Source organism: Streptomyces sp. LE64 (assembly GCF_052606915.1).
Genome location: NZ_CP199708.1, coordinates 6,049,272 through 6,071,197 on the forward strand (window position 1 = coordinate 6,049,272; position 21,926 = coordinate 6,071,197).

At 72.1% G+C, this 21,926-nt stretch carries 20 protein-coding genes, 1 tRNA gene and 1 pseudogene; 10 read left to right on the forward strand and 12 right to left on the reverse strand.

Annotated elements, in window-relative coordinates:
- Positions 1-84: 84 nt before the first annotated feature.
- The 8 genes from ACSMX9_RS27070 to ACSMX9_RS27105 all read right to left on the reverse strand — a co-directional run bounded on the left by ACSMX9_RS27070 (position 85) and on the right by ACSMX9_RS27105 (position 7,934).
- Positions 85-1,482 carry a cellulose binding domain-containing protein gene (locus ACSMX9_RS27070; RefSeq protein ID WP_445397828.1) on the reverse strand — a complete coding sequence of 466 codons (1,398 nt, stop codon included), beginning with the start codon at positions 1,480-1,482 and terminating at the stop codon, positions 85-87.
- Positions 1,483-1,702: 220 nt separating this feature from the next.
- Positions 1,703-2,422 carry a 3-keto-5-aminohexanoate cleavage protein gene (locus ACSMX9_RS27075; protein WP_445397830.1) on the reverse strand — a complete coding sequence of 240 codons (720 nt, stop codon included), beginning with the start codon at positions 2,420-2,422 and terminating at the stop codon, positions 1,703-1,705.
- Between the two features lie 49 nt (positions 2,423-2,471).
- Entirely contained in the window at positions 2,472-3,137 is a 666-nt protein-coding gene (locus tag ACSMX9_RS27080; protein WP_445397832.1) for an RraA family protein, read from the reverse strand.
- An 8-nt stretch (positions 3,138-3,145) separates the two neighbouring features.
- Complete coding sequence (locus ACSMX9_RS27085) at positions 3,146-3,946, reverse strand: carbon-nitrogen hydrolase family protein (RefSeq protein ID WP_445397834.1); 801 nt, start codon at positions 3,944-3,946, stop codon at positions 3,146-3,148.
- Between the two features lie 61 nt (positions 3,947-4,007).
- Positions 4,008-5,120: an ABC transporter ATP-binding protein gene (locus ACSMX9_RS27090; RefSeq protein WP_445397835.1), complete on the reverse strand. Its 1,113-nt coding sequence runs from the start codon at positions 5,118-5,120 to the stop codon at positions 4,008-4,010.
- 1 nt (position 5,121) lies between these two features.
- Positions 5,122-6,195, reverse strand: a complete 1,074-nt coding sequence (locus tag ACSMX9_RS27095; protein ID WP_445397837.1) for an ABC transporter substrate-binding protein — start codon at positions 6,193-6,195, stop codon at positions 5,122-5,124.
- Positions 6,196-6,267: 72 nt separating this feature from the next.
- Complete coding sequence (locus ACSMX9_RS27100; RefSeq protein WP_445397839.1) at positions 6,268-7,065, reverse strand: ABC transporter permease; 798 nt, start codon at positions 7,063-7,065, stop codon at positions 6,268-6,270.
- Positions 7,062-7,934 (reverse strand): ABC transporter permease, encoded by an 873-nt coding sequence (locus ACSMX9_RS27105; RefSeq protein ID WP_445397841.1) that lies wholly within the window; start codon positions 7,932-7,934, stop codon positions 7,062-7,064. The genes ACSMX9_RS27100 and ACSMX9_RS27105 overlap by 4 nt, the downstream gene beginning before the upstream one ends.
- 253 nt (positions 7,935-8,187) lie before the next feature.
- On the opposite strand from ACSMX9_RS27105, the gene ACSMX9_RS27110 reads away from it, so the two are divergent.
- Positions 8,188-8,673 carry an Lrp/AsnC family transcriptional regulator gene (locus tag ACSMX9_RS27110; protein ID WP_351245082.1) on the forward strand — a complete coding sequence of 162 codons (486 nt, stop codon included), beginning with the start codon at positions 8,188-8,190 and terminating at the stop codon, positions 8,671-8,673.
- A gap of 25 nt (positions 8,674-8,698) precedes the next feature.
- On the opposite strand, the gene ACSMX9_RS27115 is transcribed toward ACSMX9_RS27110, so the two are convergent.
- The 4 genes from ACSMX9_RS27115 to ACSMX9_RS27130 form a co-directional block, all read right to left on the reverse strand.
- Entirely contained in the window at positions 8,699-9,175 is a 477-nt protein-coding gene (locus tag ACSMX9_RS27115; protein WP_351245084.1) for an Lrp/AsnC family transcriptional regulator, read from the reverse strand.
- Positions 9,176-9,298: 123 nt separating this feature from the next.
- Positions 9,299-9,580, reverse strand: a complete 282-nt coding sequence (locus ACSMX9_RS27120) for a heavy-metal-associated domain-containing protein (protein WP_445397843.1) — start codon at positions 9,578-9,580, stop codon at positions 9,299-9,301.
- A 137-nt stretch (positions 9,581-9,717) separates the two neighbouring features.
- Positions 9,718-11,787 carry an MDR family MFS transporter gene (locus ACSMX9_RS27125; protein ID WP_445397845.1) on the reverse strand — a complete coding sequence of 690 codons (2,070 nt, stop codon included), beginning with the start codon at positions 11,785-11,787 and terminating at the stop codon, positions 9,718-9,720.
- An 88-nt stretch (positions 11,788-11,875) separates the two neighbouring features.
- Positions 11,876-12,418, reverse strand: coding sequence for a DUF309 domain-containing protein (locus ACSMX9_RS27130; protein WP_445397847.1), 543 nt, complete (start codon positions 12,416-12,418; stop codon positions 11,876-11,878).
- A 124-nt stretch (positions 12,419-12,542) separates the two neighbouring features.
- Between ACSMX9_RS27130 and ACSMX9_RS27135 the strand changes: the two genes are divergently transcribed.
- The 9 genes and pseudogenes from ACSMX9_RS27135 (at position 12,543) to ACSMX9_RS27175 (ending at position 21,913) form a co-directional block, all read left to right on the forward strand.
- Positions 12,543-12,616 (forward strand) — tRNA-Pro (locus tag ACSMX9_RS27135).
- A gap of 370 nt (positions 12,617-12,986) precedes the next feature.
- Positions 12,987-13,826 (forward strand): IclR family transcriptional regulator, encoded by an 840-nt coding sequence (locus ACSMX9_RS27140; protein WP_445397849.1) that lies wholly within the window; start codon positions 12,987-12,989, stop codon positions 13,824-13,826.
- 145 nt (positions 13,827-13,971) lie between these two features.
- Positions 13,972-14,422: pseudogene (locus ACSMX9_RS27145) on the forward strand (transposase); the annotation flags it as partial.
- Positions 14,423-14,947: 525 nt separating this feature from the next.
- On the forward strand, positions 14,948-15,676 hold the full coding sequence (locus ACSMX9_RS27150) for a maleate cis-trans isomerase family protein (protein WP_445403109.1): 729 nt from the start codon (positions 14,948-14,950) through the stop codon (positions 15,674-15,676).
- 65 nt (positions 15,677-15,741) lie between these two features.
- On the forward strand, positions 15,742-16,725 hold the full coding sequence (locus tag ACSMX9_RS27155; RefSeq protein WP_445397851.1) for a dipeptidase: 984 nt from the start codon (positions 15,742-15,744) through the stop codon (positions 16,723-16,725).
- A 36-nt stretch (positions 16,726-16,761) separates the two neighbouring features.
- A complete protein-coding gene (locus ACSMX9_RS27160; protein ID WP_445397853.1) occupies positions 16,762-18,366 on the forward strand; it encodes a phytoene desaturase family protein in 1,605 nt (534 codons plus the stop codon).
- A complete protein-coding gene (locus tag ACSMX9_RS27165; protein ID WP_445397855.1) occupies positions 18,363-19,997 on the forward strand; it encodes an ABC transporter substrate-binding protein in 1,635 nt (544 codons plus the stop codon). Before ACSMX9_RS27160 ends, ACSMX9_RS27165 begins: the two co-directional genes overlap by 4 nt.
- Positions 19,998-20,010: 13 nt before the next feature.
- Positions 20,011-20,943 (forward strand): ABC transporter permease, encoded by a 933-nt coding sequence (locus ACSMX9_RS27170; protein ID WP_445397857.1) that lies wholly within the window; start codon positions 20,011-20,013, stop codon positions 20,941-20,943.
- A gap of 19 nt (positions 20,944-20,962) precedes the next feature.
- Positions 20,963-21,913 (forward strand): ABC transporter permease, encoded by a 951-nt coding sequence (locus ACSMX9_RS27175; protein WP_351245104.1) that lies wholly within the window; start codon positions 20,963-20,965, stop codon positions 21,911-21,913.
- Positions 21,914-21,926 lie beyond the last annotated feature (13 nt).

The window sequence follows — 21,926 nt, forward strand, 5'->3', positions numbered from 1 at the left end:
GTTCCCCGCCAGACTCCGTCAGGGCCGGTCCGGCGGCACGTCCAAGGGGACCGAACGGACCGCCGGACCGCTTCGCGGGGCGGATCAGCCCGCGGTCACCGTGTCGGTGAAGGCGGTGCCCGCCGCCCGGTACGCGCCGACCCGGGTGGCCACCTGGGCCGGGGTGAGGACCTCGTCCTTGACGTGCAGCACGTAGTCGACCTGCTGCTCGTAGGACCGCGGCTCGGTGCCGGTCTGCCCGGTCAGGTCGGTGAACCACTGGTTGAAGCTGATCAGCATGCCCCGCTCCGGGAGGAAGCCGGCGCCGTGCGTGCCGAACGGCTGCCCGTCGACGTAGTAGCGGATGTCGTTGCCGTCGATGGTGAACACCAGGTCGCGCCAGCCGTCATGGCTGCTGCGGGCCACCGTGTAGGTCTTGACGGCGTCCCCGGTCACCGGGTGGTACGTGTCCCAGGAGGTGGTGAAGAAGGCGTTCGAGGTCTCCCCCCACCCGCCGTTGGGCAGGTACTCGAAGTCGTACTCGGCGTAGTCGTCTGCCATCGGCGCCTTGAGGTCGTTGATGGCGAAGAACGTCTGCACGACGTGGTCCCCGTCCGGGCCCTGGACGGGGGCGTCGGCGAACTTCACCCGCGCCGCGTAGGTGCCGTTCCTGAACTTCATCGAGGTCGTGGAGATCTCGGCCTGGCCGGTGCTCGCCGAGGTGCCGGCGGTGCCCGCCTTCAGCGTCATGAGCGATGAGCCGCCCTGCTCGGAGAAGGAGACGTTCTCCGGGGACCAGGTGGCGCCCGGCACGCCGGGGCCGCCCGCCCAGGACCGCAACTGCCAGCCGTTCGCGGCGAGCCGCGGGTCGGTGCGGGAGGTGTAGGAGAAGTCGTCGAACAGCACCTGCCCGGGCGGCGGTTCGGTGGCTCCGCCGGGCTCGGTGCCCCAGACGGTGGTGCCGGCCACCCGTGCGGTGACCTTCGGCCAGTCGGCGTAGGTCGTCCGCCCGGCGTCGAAGGAGTGGTCGTCGCTCTGCGTCAGCTGCTGCCAGTCGGTGCGGTGGAACCGGAGCTGGACGTCCCCGGTGTCGGCGCCGGCGGCCAGCGAACCGGCGCCCGCGGTGAAGCCGACCTCCAGATAGCGGTCGGCGGTGGCCGTCGGGCGGGCGGGGGTGCCGAAGGTGCCGGTGACGTTGGCACAGCCCTTCACGGCCCAGTCGCAGGCGAACCGGTACCCGGCCTGCGCCGAGTCGGCCTTGAAGTAGTACCGGAGCGTCACCTGCTGGAGGGGCAACGCGGTCGGGCCGGTGTTGCGCACCCGGAACGAGGGCGCCGCCTGGGAGGCGCTGGCAGCCGTCGAGCCGGTGCGGTACTGCACCACGAGTCCGCCGCCGGCGGCGTGCGCGGTGGTGGGGAGCGCCGCGAGGCCGATGCCGGCGAGGGCGGTGGCGAGCGCCCCGGCGACGACGTTGCGCAACCGGGTGCGTGGGGGTCTTCTCATGGGTGGGGGCCGCCTCTCCTGAACGGTTGGGACCAACGGGCCGCCCGCCCGCGGGCGGGACGGCACCCGCGTGATCGTACGGAACACCTGACGCGTTTCAACTCCCCCGTACGAAGGGCGAGATGATCGAGTCCGGCCCGTCCCGGTTCGCACCGTGCCGCACCCCCGACCGGGTGGGCCGTCCCCCCGGCCAGGGGACGGCCCGGGGCGTGAGCGGCCGTCAGCCGGCGGCCAGCGCCCGTGCCGCGCGCACCAGGGCCGCGTTGTCGGCGGCGGGCGCTCCGTCGGGCAAGGCGGTGCCGTCCTCGAAGCCGACCCGCGTCTCGTGCCCGTCCTCGACCGCCGCCCGGACCAACGGCCAGACCGTGGCGCCGTCGCCGTGGTACAGGATGGGGCACGCCACCCCGGCCGCCCGGACCTGCGCGGCCATGGCCCGCGCTTCGACGACCGCCCGCACCGGGTCCTCCTCGACGGGTTCGATCAGGATGCGCACGTTGTCGTGCAGGGTGGGGGAGGCCAGCAGCCGCGGTACGTCCTCGCGGGTCCACACCGCGCTCTCCAGGACCATGCCCCGCTCCCGTACCAGGACGGCGGTCTCCGCGGCGCCCTCCTCGCTGAACGCGACGGAGGCGAAGTCCGGCAACTGCGTCCACGCCCGGACCAGTTCGTACCGTTCGGCGGGGCCGGAGCAGGTCCACAGTCCGGTCGTGGTGCCGACCACGGCGTCGGGGGCCGCGGCGCGGATCGCGGTGAGGACCTCGGCCAGGGCGTCGGGGCGGATGGTCTGACCGCCGTCCGGGGTGCGGACGTGGAAGTGGACCACGTCCGCTCCGGCCGCGAGCACCGCGACGGTGTCGGCGGCGAGTTCCGCCGGGGTGAGCGGGACGGTGGGCCGCTCGGCCTTCGAACGTCCGCCGTTGACGGCGGCTTTGAGCAACACGGGGTTTGGCCTTTCGTGGGGTGCGGTGGGGGAGCGGGTGCCCGGAGGATCAGGACAGCCGCTGGAGGGTTTCGGTGGCGCCGGTGAGCGAACCCAGGGGCTCGCCCTGCCAGAGCCGCGCCACCAGGGCGGGTTCTTCGGCGTCGTCGGCGAGGGCCTGGTCGATGACGGCCGCCAGCCGCTCGGCGGGGGCGACGATCACCCCGTTGGCATCGCCGAGCACCAGGTCACCGGGGTGGACGGGCACCCCGCCGCAGACCACCGGGGCGCACAGCGAACCGTCGGCGAGGCCGTGCAGCTTGGTGGTGAGCGGGGTGCGGCCGTAGGCGTAGACCGGCAGGTCGAGCGCGCGCAGGGCGTCGACGTCGGTGCACAGTCCGTCCACCACCACGCCCGCGGCGCGTCGGGAGGCCAGGGCGTTGGCGACGACCTCGCCGAGCGGGGCGTGCCGGCGGTCTCCGCCGCAGTCGACGACGACCACGTCACCCGGCTCCACCAGCCCGGCCGCGTGGTGCAGCAGGGTCGAGTCGGTGGCGGTGGTCCGGACCGTGACGGCCCGGCCGACCAGCCGTTCGGTACCGGCCATGCGCTGGAGCCCGGGGGCGCAGAACCCCTCCTCCAGGTAGTGGCCGAGGGTCGGGAAGTCGACCCGGCGCAGCTTGGCGAGGAGTGCGGCGTCGGCCGGGGCCGGGAGCGCGCGGATGTCGAGCGGCATGGGGCAGGTCACCTCGGTCCGATGATGATGCGGCGGTTGCGGAGCACCGGGAGGACGGTGCGGGCCCGGTCGATGCGGTCCTTGTCGGCGTCGACGAGGAGCAACGACCGCTCCTCCTCGCCCAGGGCGGCCCGGACGACCCCCAGCGGGTCGACGGCCATGCTCATGCCGATGCAGTCCGGGGTGGTGAGCGAGGAGGCCACCACCCAGCAGGTGTTCTCGATCGCCCGGGTGCGCAGCAGGGTCGTCCAGTGGTCCTCCTTGAGGGGGCCCTTGACCCAGGCCGCCGACACCGACAGCAGATCGGCGCCCATCTCGACCAGGGACCGGGTGAACTCGGGGAAGCGGACGTCGTAGCAGTTCACCAGGCCGACGTTGAAGTCCCCGATGCGGACGACGACCGGGCCGGTGTCCCCGCGCTGGATCTTCTGCGACTCCCGGTAGTCGAAGGCGTCGTACAGGTGCATCTTGCGGTAGAGGCCGAGGACCTCGCCGCCCGCGTCCACGGCGGCGATGGTGTTGTAGGGGAGGGCCTCCCCGCTGTCCTCGAAGCCGGCGGCGATCAGCGCGATCCCGTGGGTGGCGGCGATCCGGGCGAGCCCGTCGAGGAAGGCGGGCCAGTGCCGCTCGGCGAGCTCCCGCAGGGGGGTGCCGGCGGTTCCGTCGGCGTCCGAGGGGACCATGGACTCCTCGGGGAAGACGACGAGTCGGGCGCCGCCCGCGGCGGCCTCGCGGGTCATCTCCTCGATCACCGCGAGATTGGCCGCCGGGTCGGCGGTCGGGGCGAACTGGGCTGCTGCGACCTTCACGGCCGGGTCTCCTTGGCGGTCGGGTACGGAGGGGGTGCGGGGGAGGGGAGCGGGCGGCGGGTCACTCGGCGAGCACCCGCCCGTGCCGGACCGCCCAGCCCGCGGTCACCGGCGCGCCCGGCGCGAGCCCGCCGGCGTCCGCCCCGCGGGCCTCGGCGACGAGTTCGCCGCCACCGGTCAGCGCCAGGTGGTACCGGGTGGCGTTGCCGAGGTAGACGACCTGTTGGAGGGTGCCCGCCACGGTGACCTCGGCGCCGTCCGGGACCGTGCCCGCCGGAGCGAGGCGGACGTTCTCCGGGCGGACCGCGAGGTGGGCTTCGCTGCGGTCGGGGAGTCCGTGGCCGTCCGGGACATCGAGGGGGCCGAGTCCCGGTACGTCGAGCCGGCCGGCGGTGAGGGTGCCGGTGAGGAGGGTGGAGGTGCCGATGAAGTCGGCGACGAAGCGGGTGGCGGGCCGCTCGTAGATCGCCTCCGGGGTGTCCACCTGGAGGACCCGCCCGCCGTCCATGACCGCGATGCGGTCCGACATGGTCAGGGCCTCCTCCTGGTCGTGGGTGACCGTGACGAAGGTGACGCCGACCTCGCGTTGGATCTTCTTCAGCTCCACCTGCATCTCGGCCCGCAGCTTCTGGTCGAGCGCACCGAGCGGTTCGTCCAGGAGCAGCAGCGAGGGACGTCCGATCAGGGCCCGGGCGATCGCGACGCGCTGTCGCTGCCCGCCGGAGAGTTGGGCCACGGTCCGGTCGCCGTACCCCTCCAGCCGCACCAGGGCCAGGGCCTCCCGCACGGCGGCGCCGATCTCCGCCTTCGGCCGGGACCTGCGCACCTTCAGTTCGAAGGCGATGTTGTCGTGGACGTTGAGGTGGGGGAACAGGGCGTAGCTCTGGAAGAGCATGTTGAGGTCGCGCTTGTGCGGGGGCACGCCCGCGACGGGGACCCCGCCGAGTTCCACGGTGCCCTCGGTGGGGGTCTCGAACCCGGTGATCATCCGCATCAGGGTGGTCTTGCCGCAGCCCGAGGGGCCGAGGATCGAGAAGAACTCGTTGGGGCGGATGTCGAGGGTGACGTCCCGGACGGCCGGGGTCCCGTCGAAGGACTTGCCCACCCCGACCAGGCGCACCGCGGGGGCGGACCCCGCTTCCGTGCCGCTCGCTCCGTTGACGGTCGTCGTCATGTCAGGACGCCTTCACCTTGGTCCAGCCCTGCTGGAAGTGCTTCATGGCGGTGCCCGGGTCGAGCAGGAAGTCCGCCTCGGCGATGGACTCGTCGGAGGCGTAGACCGCCGGGTTGTCGAGCGCCTTCTTGTCCTTGATGTGCTCGCGGGCCTTGGCGTTGGTGCTGGCGCTGCCGCCGTCGTCGGTGGCCATGGCGGCGATCTCGGGACGCAGCGTGAAGTTGATGAACTCGTACGCCGCGTCGGTGTTCTTGGCGCCCTCGGGGATGGACAGCCCGTCCGTCCAGATCGAGCCGCCCTCCTTCGGGATGACGTAGTGGACGTTCTCGTTGGCGGCGACGACCTTGGCCATGGCGGTGCCGCTCCACGCCTGGGCGGCGCACGCCTGCCCGCTGGCCAGGAGCTGCGGGTAGTTGGTGGAGTTGTAGCCGGCCAGGAGGTCCTTCTGCTTCGCCAGGGCCTCGGTGGCGGCGGCGATCTCGCCCTCGTCGGTGCTGGTCGCGCGGGAGCCGGTGATCTGGAGGCCGGCGATGTAGGCCGCGAGCATGTTGTCCAGCATGTAGACCTTGCCCTTGTGCTCCGCGTCGAAGAGGGTCTGCCAGCTGTCCGCGGAGTCGATGCAGGTGTCGTTGTAGGCCAGGCCCGTGGTGCCCCAGATCCACGGGACGCTGTACTTGTTGCCCGGGTCGTAGGAGGGGTCCCGGAACTTCTCCGCGAGGTTGTCGAGCCCCTTGATGCGGGAGTGGTCCAGGGGCTGGATCAGCTTCTGCCCGATGAGCTGCTGCACCGTGTACTGGCTGGGCTCGACCAGGTCGTACCCGGCCGATCCGGAGCTCAGCTTGGCGGTCATGGTCTCGTTGCTGTCGAAGGTGTCGAGGGTGACCTCGATGCCGGTCTCCTTCTCGAACGCCTTCACCACCGACTCGGGGATCTCCCCGGCCCAGGCGTAGACGTTGAGCTTCTTGCCCCCGCCCCCGGACCCGCCGTCCGAGCCGGCGCAGCCGGTGACGACGAGGGCCGTGACGGTGGCGACCGAGGCGGCCAGGACGGTTCTGGAGAGGCTCTTCTTGCGCATGAGGGCGTGCCTTTCACGAGGCCGGTGAGGGAGCCGGCAGGGGGACGGGAGTGGGACGGGTCCGACGAGGCGCTAGCCGCGCTTGCCGCCGAGGAGCACCTGACGCATCTGGCGCATGCCGACGCCGACGATGATCAGCAGGGTGAACAGCACCAGCAGGGTGCCGAGGGCGTTGATCTCCGGGGTGAGGCCGCCCTTGAGCATCGAGTACACGCGCAGCGGCAGGGTGGTCGAGCCGATGCCGTTGGTGAAGGTCGACATCACGATGTTGCCGAAGGAGATGGTGAACGACAGCAGCCAGGCGGCGAGCAGGGGTTGGCGCAGCAGCGGCAGGGTCACCCGTCGGAACGCTTCCCAGGGGCCGCAGCCCAGGTCGGTCGCCGCCTCCTTCAGGGAGGGGTCCAGGGCGTTGTGGGCGCCGAGGACGATGAGCGAGGCGTAGGGCAGGGTCACCACCAGGTGTCCGAGGACCAGGGTGGTCATCCCGAGGGTGGCGTTCATCGCCCCGAAGACGGAGAGCAGGGCCACGCCCAGCACGATCTCCGGGATGATCAGCGGCAGGAAGAGCCCGCCGGAGAACACCGCCTTCCAGCGGCGGGCCAGCCGGGCCATGCCCATGGCGGAGAGCAGTCCGCAGACGGTGGCCAGGGTCGCGGAGAGGAGGGCGACCTCCGCGCTGACCCGCAGTGCGGCCAGGAGTTCGGCGTTCTCCGCGAGGGAGCCGTACCAGCGGGTGGAGAAGCCCGCCCACTGGTAGGTCACCTCGGAGTCGTTGAAGGACAGCACCACCACGACGACGATGGGGACGTACAGGAAGGCGATGACGCCCCGGGCCAGCCAGGCGGTCACGGTGTCGAGGGCGTGCTTCATGCCGTCTTCCTCCTCAGCCGCCGGGCGGCGAGTCCGAACGCCGCCGTCGAGGCCACCATGAGCACCAGCAGGATCACGGAGGCCGCGGCCCCCATGGGCTGGTTGCGGAACTCGGTGTACAGGGTCACGATCAGGTTGCCGACCAGCTGGTCGCGTCCGCCGCCGAGCAGGACCGGGATGACGAAGACGCCCAGGGTGGGGATGAAGGTGAGCAGGGCCGCCGCGAGCATCCCGGGCCGGGCGATGGGCAGCAGCACCCGGCCGTGCACCCGCCACCAGCCGCAGCCGAGGTCCCGGGCGGCTTCGCCGAGCGAGGAGTCCACCCCGCGCAGCGCCGCGTAGATCGGGAAGATCGCGGTGGGCAGGAAGGCGTACACCAGGCCGATGAACGACGCCCCCTGGCTCGGTATCCACTGGGTGGGCCCGTCGGTGAGGCCGATGGCGTCGGTGAGGCTGTTGACCGGACCGCTCGGGCTCAGGAGGTTGATCCAGGCGAACGTCCGGACCAGGAAGTCCGTCCAGAACGGGACGATGATCAGCAGGAGCAGCAGCATCTGCCGTTGGGGCGGCCGGCTGGCGATGTAGTACGAGACGACGTAGCCCAGCACCAGGCAGACCGCCGTGTTGAGGGCGGCCATGCCCAGGCTGTAGCCGAAGACCTTGAGGTAGATCGGCTCCAACAGGTCCTGGTAGTGGGCGAGGGTGAACCCGCCCGTCACGCTGCCGTACGCGTCCGACGTGGCGAAGCTGTTGCGCACCACGAGCACGAGCGGCACCAGGACCAGGCCGATCACCGTGATGCCGGCCGGGGCCAGCAGCGCGGTGGTGACGGCCGCCCGGCCCGCGGGGCCCGGCGCGGTCGCCGTCACCGGGGCGTCCGGCAGCCGGTCCGGTCGGGCGGAGGGGTCGAGTGCATGCGCGTTCTCCTGGGTCCGGGGCGGGGCGTGATGGAGAACAGCGTCGATGATGCGCCAGTGGCCGGAAAGATGAAGGACAAACGAATTCCGTGGAAGGTGAGGGTGATTTCCACGGATCTCGCGATGTGAGCGTTCCTCCAAGGGGGACCTTGACAGCGCGGGGGATCATTGGTGCGTAGACCACCCACTCTCTCGGAGGTGTCCCGTGATCGATGACCTGGACCGACAGATCATCGACCAGCTACGGGTGGACGGGCGGCGTTCGTTCGCGGAGATCGGGCGCACGGTCGGGCTTTCCGAGGCGTCCGTGCGCGCCCGTTACCAGCGGCTCCAGCGCAAGGGCGTGCTCCAGGTGGTGGGCATGACCGATGCGGTGCGGATGGGGGAGATGGAGGTGCACCTCGCCGTGCGCGTCCACCACGTGCCCGTGGCATTGGTGGCGCGTGAACTGTCCCGGATGCCCGAGGTGCGTTACGTGGCGTCCTGCGTCGGCCCCTACGACCTCATCGTGGACGTGCGCTGCCGTGACCTCGCACACCTGGCGGAGTTGTTGACCGAGCGGGTGCGGCGGGTGAACGGGGTGGCCCACGCGGAAGCGCTCACCGTGTTGGAGGTCATCAAGGACTCCTACCTGTGGGCCGGCTTCCGGGAGGTGCCGGTGCGGTCGGGGGAGCGGATCATCCCGGGCTGAGGGGGCGTGCTGCCCGCGGAGCGCTTCAGCCCTGTTCCGCGGTGACGCCCTGGCCGACCGCACTGGCCAGCCCGCTCCAGGAGTAGTCCTTGAAGAGTTCGAGCAGCAGGAGCACCTGGACCCGGGACACCCCGGGCAGCATGCGGATGTCGTCCAGCAGCTGGACGAGTTGGGCCTGGTCGCGGCAGGTGCCCTCCAGGAAGATGTCCTGGCTGCCCGCGCAGAGCGCCACGTGGTTGATCATCGGCATGCCGGAGAGGCTCTTGGCCACGGCGCGCGGGGTCAGGTCCCGCACCCGGATCATCAGGCGCACCGACTGGTGGCCCATCGTCAACGGATCGCACAGGGCGACGATCCGGAGGACCCCGCTGTCCTGGAGCCGCGCCACCCGCTGGCGCACCGTGGTCTCGGAGACGCCGAGGTCCCGGGCGAGACCGGTGTACGGGGTCCGGCCGTCGCGGGTCAGCGCCTGCACGATCCTGCGGTCGATGTCGTCGAGCACGCCTCCACCATGGCACACCCGTCGGACGGGGCGATCGGTGCACCGACGCCCGCGCCCTCCCGGACGTCCGGTCCGGGAGGGCGCATGGAATCCGTCGGGCGGACGGGGTCCGTCGGCGAGGGCTCAGGTCGCCCGGCCGGTGACCTCGTACCCGGCCTCCTCGACGGCGCGGGACACCGAGGCGTCGTCCGGCTCCGCCTCCGTGATGACCGTGACCCGGCCGCTCGCCACGTCGACCTCGACGGACCGCACGCCCTCCAGCGCGCCCACCGCCTCGGTGACCGACGACTTGCAGTGGCCGCAGGTCATGCCGGACACCTGGTAGACGGTGGTGCGACCGTCGGTGATCTCGACGGTGGTGCCGCCGGTCGAGCAGGTGCCGTCGGTGGAGCAGCAGGACGACATGGTGGTTTCCTCCTGGAGATGGGTGGGTGGGGACGGAGCGGGAGCCCGGTACCCCCCGGGGGTATCCCTCCGCCCTCGACATTTATACCCCCACTGGGTATATGAGGCAAGGGTGGTCCGGCCCGCCTCGGCCGCGGTCACCCCTGCGCGGCCCGCGCCGAGAGCACCCCCGACATGTCCTCCGTCAACAACCGCTTGGAGATGCCGTCCACCGCGGCCCGCAGCGCGGCGTCCGGGGGCCGTCCGCCCTCGTGCTCCAACCGCTCGTCCAACCACGCCGCCCACGCCCGGGTGATCACCGCGGCCTCCCGTTCCCCGGCCGCCGTGTGCGAGAACAGCGAACCGTCCCGCGTCAGGTACCCCTCCGCCACCATTCGCTCGAAGACCGGCACCAACACCTCCGGCGGCATGTGTCGCCGGGTCGCCATCAACCCCAGGCTCGCGTGCCCCACCAACCGGTGGAGCATCTCGACCTCCATCACCGCCCAGGCGCCCGCCGGATCGAGCCGGGTGTCGGAACCGGCGACGATCCGCCGCGCGGTTTCGGGCCCCGCCGTGCGCAGCACCTGCGCCACCGCCGTCTCCAACAGCTTCTGGTTGTCACAGGGCGACGGCCGGGCGAAACCCTCGCCCATGTCCGTCGACGACATCCGCGCGCTGTCCCGCAGCGGCACCTCCCGCAGGAACAAGGCCACCAGGAAGCCCACCAGGGCGACCGGCACGGTCCACAGGAACACCGTCTGCAAGGTGTCCTGGTACCCCTGCACGATCGGCGCCGCCACCTCGGCGGGCAACCGGTGCAACTCCTGCGGGCTCGTCGCGGCCCGACCCACCACCGCCGGATCCACCCCGCCGACCCGGACGGCCTCGGCCACCCCGGCGGAGAGGTTCGGCCCCAGGGAGTTGGCGTAGATGGTGCCGAAGACCGCCGTGCCGAACGAACTCCCCAAGGTGCGGAAGAACGTCACCCCCGAGGTCGCGGTCCCCAGATCGGCGTAGGCGACGGTGTTCTGCACCGCGATCATCAACACCTGCATCGACAGGCCGATGCCGGTCCCCAGCACGAACATGTAGAGCGAGGACAGCCAGGTGCTCGTCCCGCTCCCCATCAGCGACAGCAGGTACAGACCCGCCCCGGTCACCAGCGTCCCCATGATCGGGAACACCCGGTAGCGCCCCGTCCGACTGACCACGCTGCCGCTGAAGACGGACGCGATCAGCAGCCCCACGACCATCGGCAGCGTCCGCACCCCCGACACCGTCGCCGAATCCCCGTCGACGTACTGGAGGAACGTCGGCAGGAACGTCATCGCGCCCAGCATCGCGAACCCGACGATGAAGCTCAGCACCGAACAGACCGTGAACACCGGATCGCGGAACAGGTGCATCGGCAGCATCGGCTCGGCAGCCCGGGCCTCCACCAGGCAGAACGCCCCGAGGGCCGCCACCCCGCCCACGAACAGCCCGATGACCAGCCCCGAACTCCACGCGTACTCGTTGCCGCCCCAACTCGTCGCCAGGATCAACGCACTCGCCCCGACCGCGACCAGGGCGATCCCCAGGTAGTCGATCACCGGCCGGGTCGCCGCCCGCACCACCGGAATCGTCCGCGCCGCCGCGATCACCACCACGATCGCGATCGGCACGTTCACGTAGAACGCCCACCGCCACGTCAGGTGGTCGGTGAACAACCCGCCCAGCAACGGTCCGATGACCGTCGCCACCCCGAAGACGCCCCCGATCGCCCCCTGGTACTTGCCCCGCTCCCGCAACGGGATGACGTCCGCGATCAACGCCATCGACGTCACCATCAACCCGCCCGCCCCGACCCCCTGCACCCCGCGCCACACGATGAGCAGCGTCATGTTCGTCGCCAGCCCGCACAGGAACGACCCCGCGATGAAGACCACCGTCGACACCTGGAAGACGATCTTGCGGCCGAACAGGTCGCCGAACTTGCCCACCAACACCGTGGCGACGGTCTCCGCCAACAGGTACGCGGTCACCACCCACGACATGTGGTCGCCGCCACCGAGGTCCGACACGATCGTCGGCAACGCCGTCCCCACGATCGTCTGGTCCAGCGCCGCGAGGAGCATCCCCAGCACGATCGTCACGAAGACCACGTTGCGACCACGGCGGTCGAGGACCGGCGCGGCGGGCGCTCCGGCGGGGTCCGCCGCGGCCGGGACGTCGGTGGTGGTCACGCACAGCAGCGTCACACCCCCGCCGCCCGCCCGCACCCGGGGCCATCCGTCCCGGTGACGCCCGCCCGCAGCCGTCAGCCGACCCGGCTCACCCCGCCGCGGTGAGCCGCGGCGCGTCCCGCACCGCCGCCAGCGGACGGTCCGGCTCCGCTTCCAGGGCGTCCGCCAGTCCCCGCGCCCAGCGGACCAGCCCGGCCAGGTCCAGTCCGCACGGCCGCGGTGCCCCGTCCGGCCCCCGGGCCCACCCCTCGATCCCCGCCGCTCCCCGGCGCAGCAACCGCGCGCCGCCCCTCGCGTTCCCCCGTGCCCCGTGCGTGAGCCCCACCGCGAGCTGTGCCAGGGCCCGCCACAGGGGGCGCAGGGGCGCCGCGCCGCTCTTCCACGCGTCCTCGAACACCTCGTGCGCATGGAACGGCATGCCCGCGTCCAGCAGCCGCTGGGCCTCCGCCACGGTCGCCGCCGGGGTCCGGACCACCCCCTCCGGCTGTCGGGCCACCCCCGCCGTCCCGTAGGGCAGGGGACGCCCCAGACCGTCCCGCGGGCGAGCGTTCCGCGCCCGCCCGTCCTCGTCCCGGTCCCGCCCGCCGGCCGACCCGCCTCCCCGGACCTCCGGGGCCGTGTCCTCATCCATCCACCGATTGTCCCGCCCGCCCGGCGCCCCCTGCCAGGAGGCCCGGCGGCCCTGGCGGGGGCACCGTTCCGGGTGCGGTAGAGTTCTTCCTGCGTGATCACGCGGGACACCGCGGGAAGCGCATCGGGACGTGGCGCAGCTTGGTAGCGCACTTGACTGGGGGTCAAGGGGTCGCAGGTTCAAATCCTGTCGTCCCGACTTGTGTTTTCGCAGGTCGTAGGCGGTATCGGAGGAATCCGGTACCGCCTTTTCGTTGTTCTTGGGGTTCGGTTGGGGACCAGTCGGACCAGCGACGTCGGCCGAGGGCGGGCTGGATGGCGAGGCTGAGGGTGGAACCGCTCCCACTTCGTTCGTCCGCGGGCGGTTGCCCACGAAGGTGTCGACCGTGCGGTGCCGGAGGACTCATCGGTGGGAGGGAGGAGAAGCGTGGTCCCACCAGCGTTCCCACTCCCCGCGGCATTGTCAGGGGCCGTACCGGCTGTGTGATACTGCGGTTTTGGTGGAGCGCGGAGTCCGGCGTGCGCCCCGCCGCGTTCCTGCCCGTGCCCATGAGGGGGATTGCCGCGTCATGGCGACAGCACCTGATTCCGCGGCTCCCGAAGGCGCCGAACGTCGGCCCGCCGGCCTCGACGCGCAGGGCGATCCGGCCGGTTCCGTCGCGCGCGCCGCCGGCACGGTGCAGATCGTCGACCACGCCATCCAGGTGCTCAAGGCCATCGCCGAGGCCGATCGGCCGCGCGGGGTGCGGGAGCTGAGCCGGGACCTGGTGATCAGCAAGAGTTCCGTGCAGCGCATCCTCGTGTCGCTGGAGCGCGAGGGGCTCGCCGTCGCGGACGAGGGCACCCGCAAGTACGTCATCGGCCCCGCGGCACTCACGCTCGCCTGGCGGCACGCGGCCAACAGCGACCTCGTCGGGGCCTCTTCGGCCACGGCGTCCCGGATCGCCGCGGTGACCGGCGAGACGGCGTGCGTCTCCACGATCGTGGACGGCCGCCGGGTGACCGTCTACGAGGCGGAGAGCCCCCAGCCGCTGCGTCTGATCACCGGCGTGGGGCGGCCCTACTCGGTCTTCTCCGGGGCGACCGGGCGGGTCCTGTTGTCCATGCTGACGCCCGAGCGGGCCCGTCAGCTGGTGGCGGAGCACGCCCGCGGCGAAGCCGACGTGGAGGTGGACGTCGAGGCCGCGGTGGCGCGGATCGACGCGGCGCGGCAGCGGGGGTACGCGATCAGCCGGGCGGAGTGGATCGCCGGCGGGTGCGGGGTCGCGGTCCCGCTCGGCGTCCAGGGCAGCGTCGTCGCGGCGCTGAGCATCTACGGCCCCGAGACGCGGATGACCGACGAGCGCATGGCCGAACTCGTGCCCGTGCTGCGGACCGCCGCGGCCGAGATCACCGTCCGCTGGCGCTAGAGCGGGTCCGCGGAGTCGCGTGCGTGTGGACGTGGCCGCCCTAAGACCTGTCTGATGATTGGTCTCGTGGCGGGTCGGGGAGAGTTGACGCACGTGGCACGGGGGCGGATGGAGCTCTTGTTGCCGCGGGTGGGCGGGCGTGGTCGTCCGCCTGGCTGTCGAGGGTCGCGGCCTGCCGCTGTCGATCGTGCTCACGCCGGGCAAGGTCAACGACGCCACCACGTCCGGCCAGGTACCCGGCGGGACCCGTGTTCCGCGTGCCGCCTCGGGCCGCCCGCGCACGACGCCGGAGCGCGTGCTGGGCGACCATGCCCATTCCAGCCGGGCGATCCGGCACCTGCTCCGGCGCAGGGCAGCGCCGTCACGATCCCCGAGCGCCGCGACCAGGCGGACGACCGCCGACGGCGCGGGGCCCTGCCCGGCCGGCCACCCGTATTCGACCGGCCCTCTACCGCGACCGAAACGTGGTCGAACGCTGCTTCGCATGCCTGAAGCAGTTCCGCGCCGCCTCCACCCGCTTCGACGAGCTCGCAGACCGCTACCGTGCTGGGGTCGTCCCGGCCTCACCGATCCTCTGGCTCCGCGAACCAGCCAGAGGATCGATTCTCAGACCGGCCTCCTCTCAGAGGGGAAACGGCGCCCACGTCCACCCGCACAGGGCAGCGCACGAGGCTTCGCCGGTACGGGAGGGGGTCCGTCCTGCCGATCTTGCGAGCGGTTCGGGGAGCGGTAGCCGCCGTCCCCAACGGCCGTTTCCTGCAACGTGGTTGACGCCTCCAGCGGCCGGTGGGCGGCTTCGTTCTCCCCGGTATCCGACGCGTCGAGCCGCCGTGCGCGGCTACCGCGCCGCCGAGCCCGCGCCCGTTGGCCGAACGTCGGCGGGATATGGCGCATTCATTGCTTCCGTCCTGCCCATTGACCTGTCTCGAAAGCCGTGGGTACGTTGTCCATGCAGATCTGGTCCACTGTCCCAGATCGGGTGGGGTGCTCCGCACGGCAGACCCCGGCAGCGCCGCCCCGCCCCTCCTGGACCCGCAGACCGAAAACGATTCCACCGTCCGACGCCACCGCCCGGCGTTCTCGCGGGCCGCTCGGACGACAACCATGAGGAGCCGATCCGTATGCTGCTTGGCTGGCGTGCCCGTATTGGACAGATTCGTCCGGCGACCGCGATCGAAGGCGCCGAGGAATGGCGCTCCGTCGCCCCGGTGGGGGTGGCCTTCGCCGACGCCCGGACCATCGTCCCCAGGGTGGACGCCGAGGGCCTGGAGACGATGATGTCCCAGGTGTTGGAGGCGTCGCGGCAACTGGCCACGGCGAAGGTGGACCTCATCGTGCAGTGCGGGGCCCCCGGCACCTTCATCCCCGGCCCCGGCACCGACGAGAAGGTGGTCGCGCAGATCACCGAGGAGACCGGGATCCCCGCCCTCACCATGATGCAGGCCCAGGTCGACGCCCTGCGCGCGGTCGGCGCGACCTCGGTCGCCGTCGGCAGCATCTACACCGACGAGGTCAACGAGGCACTGTGCGCCTACCTCGCCGCCGTCGGCTTCGAGGTCCCGGTCGTCGAAGGGCTCCAGATCACCGACCCGTACGAGGCCAGCGTCCACGACGCCGACAGCGCCTACCGGCTCGGCCGCCGACTCCACCGCGCCGCGCCCGACGCGGACGCCCTGCTGATCTCCTGCGGCACCTTCCGCACCTTCGAGGTCCTGCCCTACCTGGAGTCGGACACCGGGGTGCCGGTGGTCACCAGCAACCAGGCGTCGCTGTGGCGCGCGCTGCGCCTGCTCGGGCTGCGCGACGAACTTCCCGCGCTGGGCCGGCTCGGCGGCATCGCCGACTGCTGACGCGCGGCCCCGACCGGGCAGCCGGCCCTCATCCGTACCCACCGAAACCTGAGGAGGAGCACGTCGTGCTCGTCGACGCACTGCAGTTCGTCAAGCCGTCCCGGGAGCGCTTCGAGGAGTGGCGCGCCGCCGGCATCACGGCGATCCACGCCACCGTCGCGATCTGGGAGGACTCCACCGAGACCATGCGCGAAGTGGGCCGCTGGCAGCGCCTGCTCGCCGAGAACGCGGACCTCCTGCGGGAGGGCCGCTCCGCCGCCGACCTCCACCGCGCCGCGGACGAGGGACGCACCGCCGTCGTCCTCGGCTTCCAGAACAGCAGCCCCTTCGAGGACGACCTCGACCTCGTCGGCGCCTTCCACCAGGCCGGCGTCCGCATCGCCCAGCTCACCTACAACACCCAGAACTCCGCCGGCGCCGGCTGCTGGGAGGGCGATGACGCCGGGCTCTCCCGGACCTACGGGATCAACCTCATCCGGGAGATGAACCAGGTCGGCATGGTCGTCGACATCTCGCACTGCAACGAGCGGACCTCGCTGGAGGCGATCGAGGCGTCCGAGCGGCCCGTCGCCGTCACCCACGCCAACCCCCGCGCCTTCGTCGGCGAGGACGTGGAACTCGCGCTCCGCAACAAGTCCGACACCGTCCTCAAGCAGACCGCCGCCTCGGGCGGGGTGGTGGGGCTGAGCATGTACCCGCGCATCGCCCCCGACGGCGTCCACTGCACCGTGGACCGCTTCTGCGACATGGTCGCCCACACCGTCGAGCTGATCGGAGTGGAGCACGTCGGATTCGGCTCCGACTACTACGCCGGACACGGCGACGAGGAACTGCACTGGTGGCGGCAGGGACGGTGGAGCCGCAAGCCGATGGTCCCCATCTCCGGCCCGGTCGAGTTCCCCGACTGGTACGCGGCGGGCCGCGGGTACGCCGCCGTCCGGCAGCGGCTGCTGGAGCGCGGGTTCACCGCCGCCGAGGTCGAGCGGATCTCCGGCGGGAACTGGGCGGACCTGTTCGAGGCCGGCTTCGCCCCCGCCGCCCGGAGCTGACGTGCACGGCCACGGCAGCAGGAGGGCGGGCCGCAGATGAACCACTACGACGCAGTCGTCGTCGGCGGCGGCCACAACGGATTGGTGACCGCCGCCTACCTGGGGCGCGCGGGGCTGAAGGTCGCGCTCCTGGAAGCCCGGTCGACGCCGGGCGGACCCTGCGGGGGTTACGAGTTCCTGCCGGGCCGCCGCCTCGCCTTCACCAACTCGCCGGGCTCGCTCAACCCGGCCGTCGTCGCCGAACTCGACCTCGCGCGCCACGGGCTGCGGTTCGTCCGGGTCGACCCGACGGTGGTGCACCACTTCGACGAGGGGTGCTTCGTCGGCTGGCGCGACCAGGCCCGGGTGGACGCCCAGCTGGAAGCCTTCGCCCCCGGCGAGGCCGCCCGCTACCGCGCGCTGATCGCCGGACTCGAACGCCTCGGCGCCCGTCTCGGAGTCCGGCTCGACACCCCGCCACCGGATCCGGACCACTTGAAGAAACGTTTGTCCGACCCCGTGGACCTACGGCTCTTCGACGCCGTCTTCGACGGCTCGCTCACCGAACTGCTCGACGAGCACCTGCGCTCCGACCGGGCGAAGGCCCTGCTGGCGCTGCTCGCGCTGAACGCCCAACTCGTCCCACCGTCCGCCCCGGGCACCGCGGTGGGCCTGATGATGCGCCCCTTCGCGCTCGCCGCCGCCGGCGCCAGTGCCCCGGACGCCGCGGAGCGCACTGCGCTCCGTGGCTCCACCGGGCTCCCCGTCGGCTCGATGAGCGCCATCGTCGACGCGCTGACCGGTGCCTGCCGACAGCACGGGGTGGACGTGCGCACGAACACCCCCGTGGCCCGGGTGCTCCACGGACCGCTCGGTGTGCGCGGCGTCGTCACCCCCGCCGGAGAGGAGTTCACCGCACCCCGGGTGATCTCCACCGTCAACCCCGTCCACCTCTTCCGCGACCTCCTCGACGACGGCGCGATGGACCCCGCCGTCCGCGACGGGGTGCTGAGCACCCCCATGCGGGGCTCCGCCTTCAAGCTGGTGCTGGAAGTCGACTCCCTGCCCTCGTACGCCGGGCTGCCGAAGGACGCCGACCCCGACGCGGTGCGCGCCTGTCAGTTCCGCTTCGGTTCCTCCATCGCCGAGGTCGAACGGGCCGTACGCGCCGCACTGGACGGCCGCGCCTCGGCCGAACCCCTGATGTGGGGCCTGACCCCCACCCTCACCTCGCCCGCCCTCACCCCCGGCACCACCCAGCTGATCAGCGTCAACGCCTGGCACGCCCCCTACCGGCCGCACGACGGCCCCTGGAACGCCCGGCGCACCGAGGAGTTCGGCCGCCGCTGCCTCGCCCGGCTCGACGCCCTGATGCCCGGCATCGCCGACCGGATCGTGGACAGCCGCTTCATGAACCCCGTCGACATCGAGGCCGAACTCGGCCTGCTCGGCAGCAACATCACCCACGGCGACATGCTCCCCGCCGCACTGTTCGGCGCCCGTCCCCACCCGTCCGTCGCCGGCTACCGTACCCCGCTGCGCGGCTTCTACCTCGGCGGCAGCGGCACCTGGCCCGGGGGATACGTCACCGGCACCCCCGGCAGGAACGCCGCCACGACGGTCCTCGGCGATCTCGCCCACGAGCAAAGGCCGCACTCATGAGACCCACCACCACCCACCGCGCGGGCCGGCCCCGCCCACCCCTGCGCCGCGCCCTCGGCGCCCTGGTCGCCGCCGCGCTGCTGCTCACCGGCTGCACCGCGCCGGCCGCCTTCGGCCGCGACCCGGACACCCTCGTCATCGGCGCCGAGGGCGAGATCCCCGTACTCGACCCGCACCGTCTCTCCGGCACCGTCGGCCTGCGCGTCGTCGACGCCCTCTTCGACCCCCTCGTCCGCGAGGACCTCAGCACCGAGACCGACGGCGCGCCCGCGCTGCGGCCCGCCCTCGCCACCTCCTGGCAGGTGTCCCCGGACGCCCGCACCTACAGCCTCGCGCTGCGCGAGGACGTCACCTTCAGCGACGGCACCCCCTTCGACGCCGAGGCCGTGAAGACCAACTTCGACCGGATCCTCGACAAGAAGTCACCCGTGTACGACGCCACCGCCGCCGGCAACATGAAGTTCCTCAGCCGCTGGATCGAACGCGTCGAGGTCAACGGCGCGCACGCCGTGACGCTGCGGCTCACCAAGCCGTACGCCGGACTGCTCCGGCTCCTCACCGACCGGCGCATGTCGCTCGTCAGCCCGGCCGCGCTGCGCGCCCACGCCCCCGACGACGTCGGCCTGCACCCCGTCGGCACCGGCCCCTTCCGACAGCGCGCGGCCGACCACGGCAAACGGATCACGCTCCAGCGCAACGACTCCTACTGGGGCGGCGTCCCGCGGACCGAGACCATCATCGTCGAGTCCGTCAGCGACCCGACCACCCTCGCCATCGCCGCCCAGACCGGCGAGGTGGACGCGATCCTCAGCGCCGGCGCCCAACAGGTGCGGCAACTCGCCGGCCAGGGCACGATGACGGTCCAGTACCCGGAGCCCGCCAACCAGTACTTCCTCCGGCTCAACACCCGTACCGCCCCCACCGACAACGCCCTCGTGCGCCGGGCCCTCAACCACGCCGTGGACCGGGAGGCGATCGCCACCCTCACCGCGGGGCAGGTCGCGCCCTCGCACGGCCCGCTCCCGCGCGGCAACGAGGCGTACCGGGCGGACCCGGCCGCCGACGGCCGCTACGCCCACGACCCGGCCCTCGCCAAGCGGCTGATCGCCGAGAGCGGCGTGCCGACGCCCGTACGGCTGCGGCTGCTCGCCCCCGACAGCGGCCCCGGCTTCTCCCAGGCCACCGAGATCATGTCGCTGATCCAGCAGGACCTGAAGGCGGTCGGCGTCAAGCTGGAGGTCCAGTACATGGAGTTCGCCTCGCTCGTCGCGGAGGAGGGCGCCGGATACAAGAAGGGCGTCCACGGCTCCTTCAACGGCTGGACCACCGGTGCGGACGCCGCCGACTTCCTTGAGCGGATGTTCGGCGGCACGCTCCACCCGCCCAACGGCGTGAACCGCGGCTGGTACCGCAACCCCGCCGTGGACGCCCTCCTCGACGAGGCCCGCGCCGAACCCCGCGAAGCGACCAGGACCGACCTGTACCGCCGGGCCGCCGACGCCGTCGCGGTCGACGCGCCCTGGGTCTTCCTCTACCAGGACCGGCTGCCGCGGCTGCTCAGCCGCAAGGTCGACGGCGTCGTCCCGGCCCCGTCCGTCTACATCGACTACACGACCATCCGCCGCCGGTGAGGAGAGCCCTGCCATGAAGGCCACTGCGGCACCCGCAACACCCCGCACCCCCTGGTGCGTCCGCCTGCGGGCGGTCGGCGGCGGCAACGCCGCCACGGCCGTCGGCGGCTGCATCGTCGCCGTCACCGTCCTGGTCGCCCTGTTCGCGCCCTGGCTCGCCCCCGCCGACCCGCTCGCCACCGACCCGGCCGCGATCGGTCTCGCCCCGCTCAGCGACGGACACCTCCTCGGCACCGACGAAGTCGGCCGGGACGTGCTCAGCCGGCTCATGCACGGCGCCCGGCTCGCCCTGCTCGTCGCGGTCGTCCCGACCCTGCTCGCCCTGCTGATCGGCGGGCTCCTCGGACTCCTCGCCGGCTATGTCGGCGGCTGGCTCGACAGCGTGCTGATGCGCGTGTTCGACGTGATGTTCTCCTTCCCCGGCATCCTGCTCGCCCTCGGCATCGGCGTCGCCCTCGGCCCCGGGCTCACCTCCATGGTCATCGCCATGGTCGTGGTCACCGTCCCCGAGTTCGGCCGCATCGTCCGCGGCAGCGTGGTGTCCCTGCGCCAGGAGAGCTACGTCGAAGCCGCGGCGGCCCTCGGCTACGGCCACCGCCGGATCGCCCTGCGCCACATCACCCCCAACCTCCTCGGCCCCCTGACCGTCTTCGCCACCCTTCAGACCGGACGCAACGTCATCCTCGGCGCCAGCCTCGCCTTCCTCGGCCTCGGCGCCCAACCGCCCGCCCCCGACTGGGGCCAGATGCTCAGCGGCGGCCGCGCCCTGCTGGTCACCTCGCCCCACGTGGCGACCGTCCCCGGGCTCGTCATCGTCGTCCTGGCCGTGGGGTTCAACCTCCTCGGCGACGGCGCACGGGACCGGCTCGACCCCCGCAGCCGCCGGAAGCGGTCCACCGGCAGCGCCAGTCCCGGCATCCTCCGCACCCGGTGGAGCCGATCGTGAACAGTCCAGGAGACGCGCCATGCTGACCTTCACCCTGCGCCGGGCGCTCCAGATGATCCCCGTCGTCCTCGGGGTGACCGTCGCCACCTTCGGGCTCGGCCAGATCATCCCCGGCGACCAGGCGACCGCCCTGCTCGGCCCCACCTCCACCGAGGAGGACCGACAAGCCCTCCGGGCGGACCTCGGCCTCGACGAACCCGCCATCTCCCGCTACTTCACCTACCTCGGCAACCTCCTCGGAGGCGACCTCGGACGCTCCCTCTCCTTCGGCCGGCCCGTGTCGGAGGTGCTCTCCGACCGGCTGCTCAACACCGCCCTGCTCTCCGGCACCGCGATCGTCCTCGCCACCGTCGCCGGCGTGGCGATCGGCACCTGGGCCGCCATGAAGCCCGGCTCCCTGCGGGACCGCGGACTCAACGTCCTCGTCCTCTTCTTCAACTCCGTGCCCTCGTTCTGGTTCGGCCTGGTGCTGATCGTCGTCTTCGCGCTCCAACTGCGGATGCTCCCCGCCACCGGCATGACCTCCATCGGCGGCGACGGGGGAGTCCTCGACGTCGCCGCCCACCTGGTGCTGCCGGTGATCACCCTGGCGGCCTGGTCCCTCGCGGTGATCGCCCGGATGACCCGCTCCGCGGTGCTGGAGGTGATCGGCAACGACTACGTGCGCACCGCCCGCTCCCGTGGCGTCGGCGAGTTCCGCGTCATCACCCGCCACGTCCTGCCCAACGCGATGCCCGCCGTCGTCACCGTCATCGGACTCCAGGCCGGCTTCCTGCTCAGCGGCGCGGTGCTCACCGAGACCGTCTTCTCCTGGCCCGGCCTCGGCCTCGCGCTCCACCAGGCCGTGTCCACCCGGGACATCCCCCTCGTCCAGGGCGGAATCCTGATGATCGCCGTCGCCTTCGTCCTCATCAACTTCCTGGTGGACGTCCTCCAGGCGTACTTCAACCCCAAGATCAAACTCGCCTAGGAAGAGGCACCGA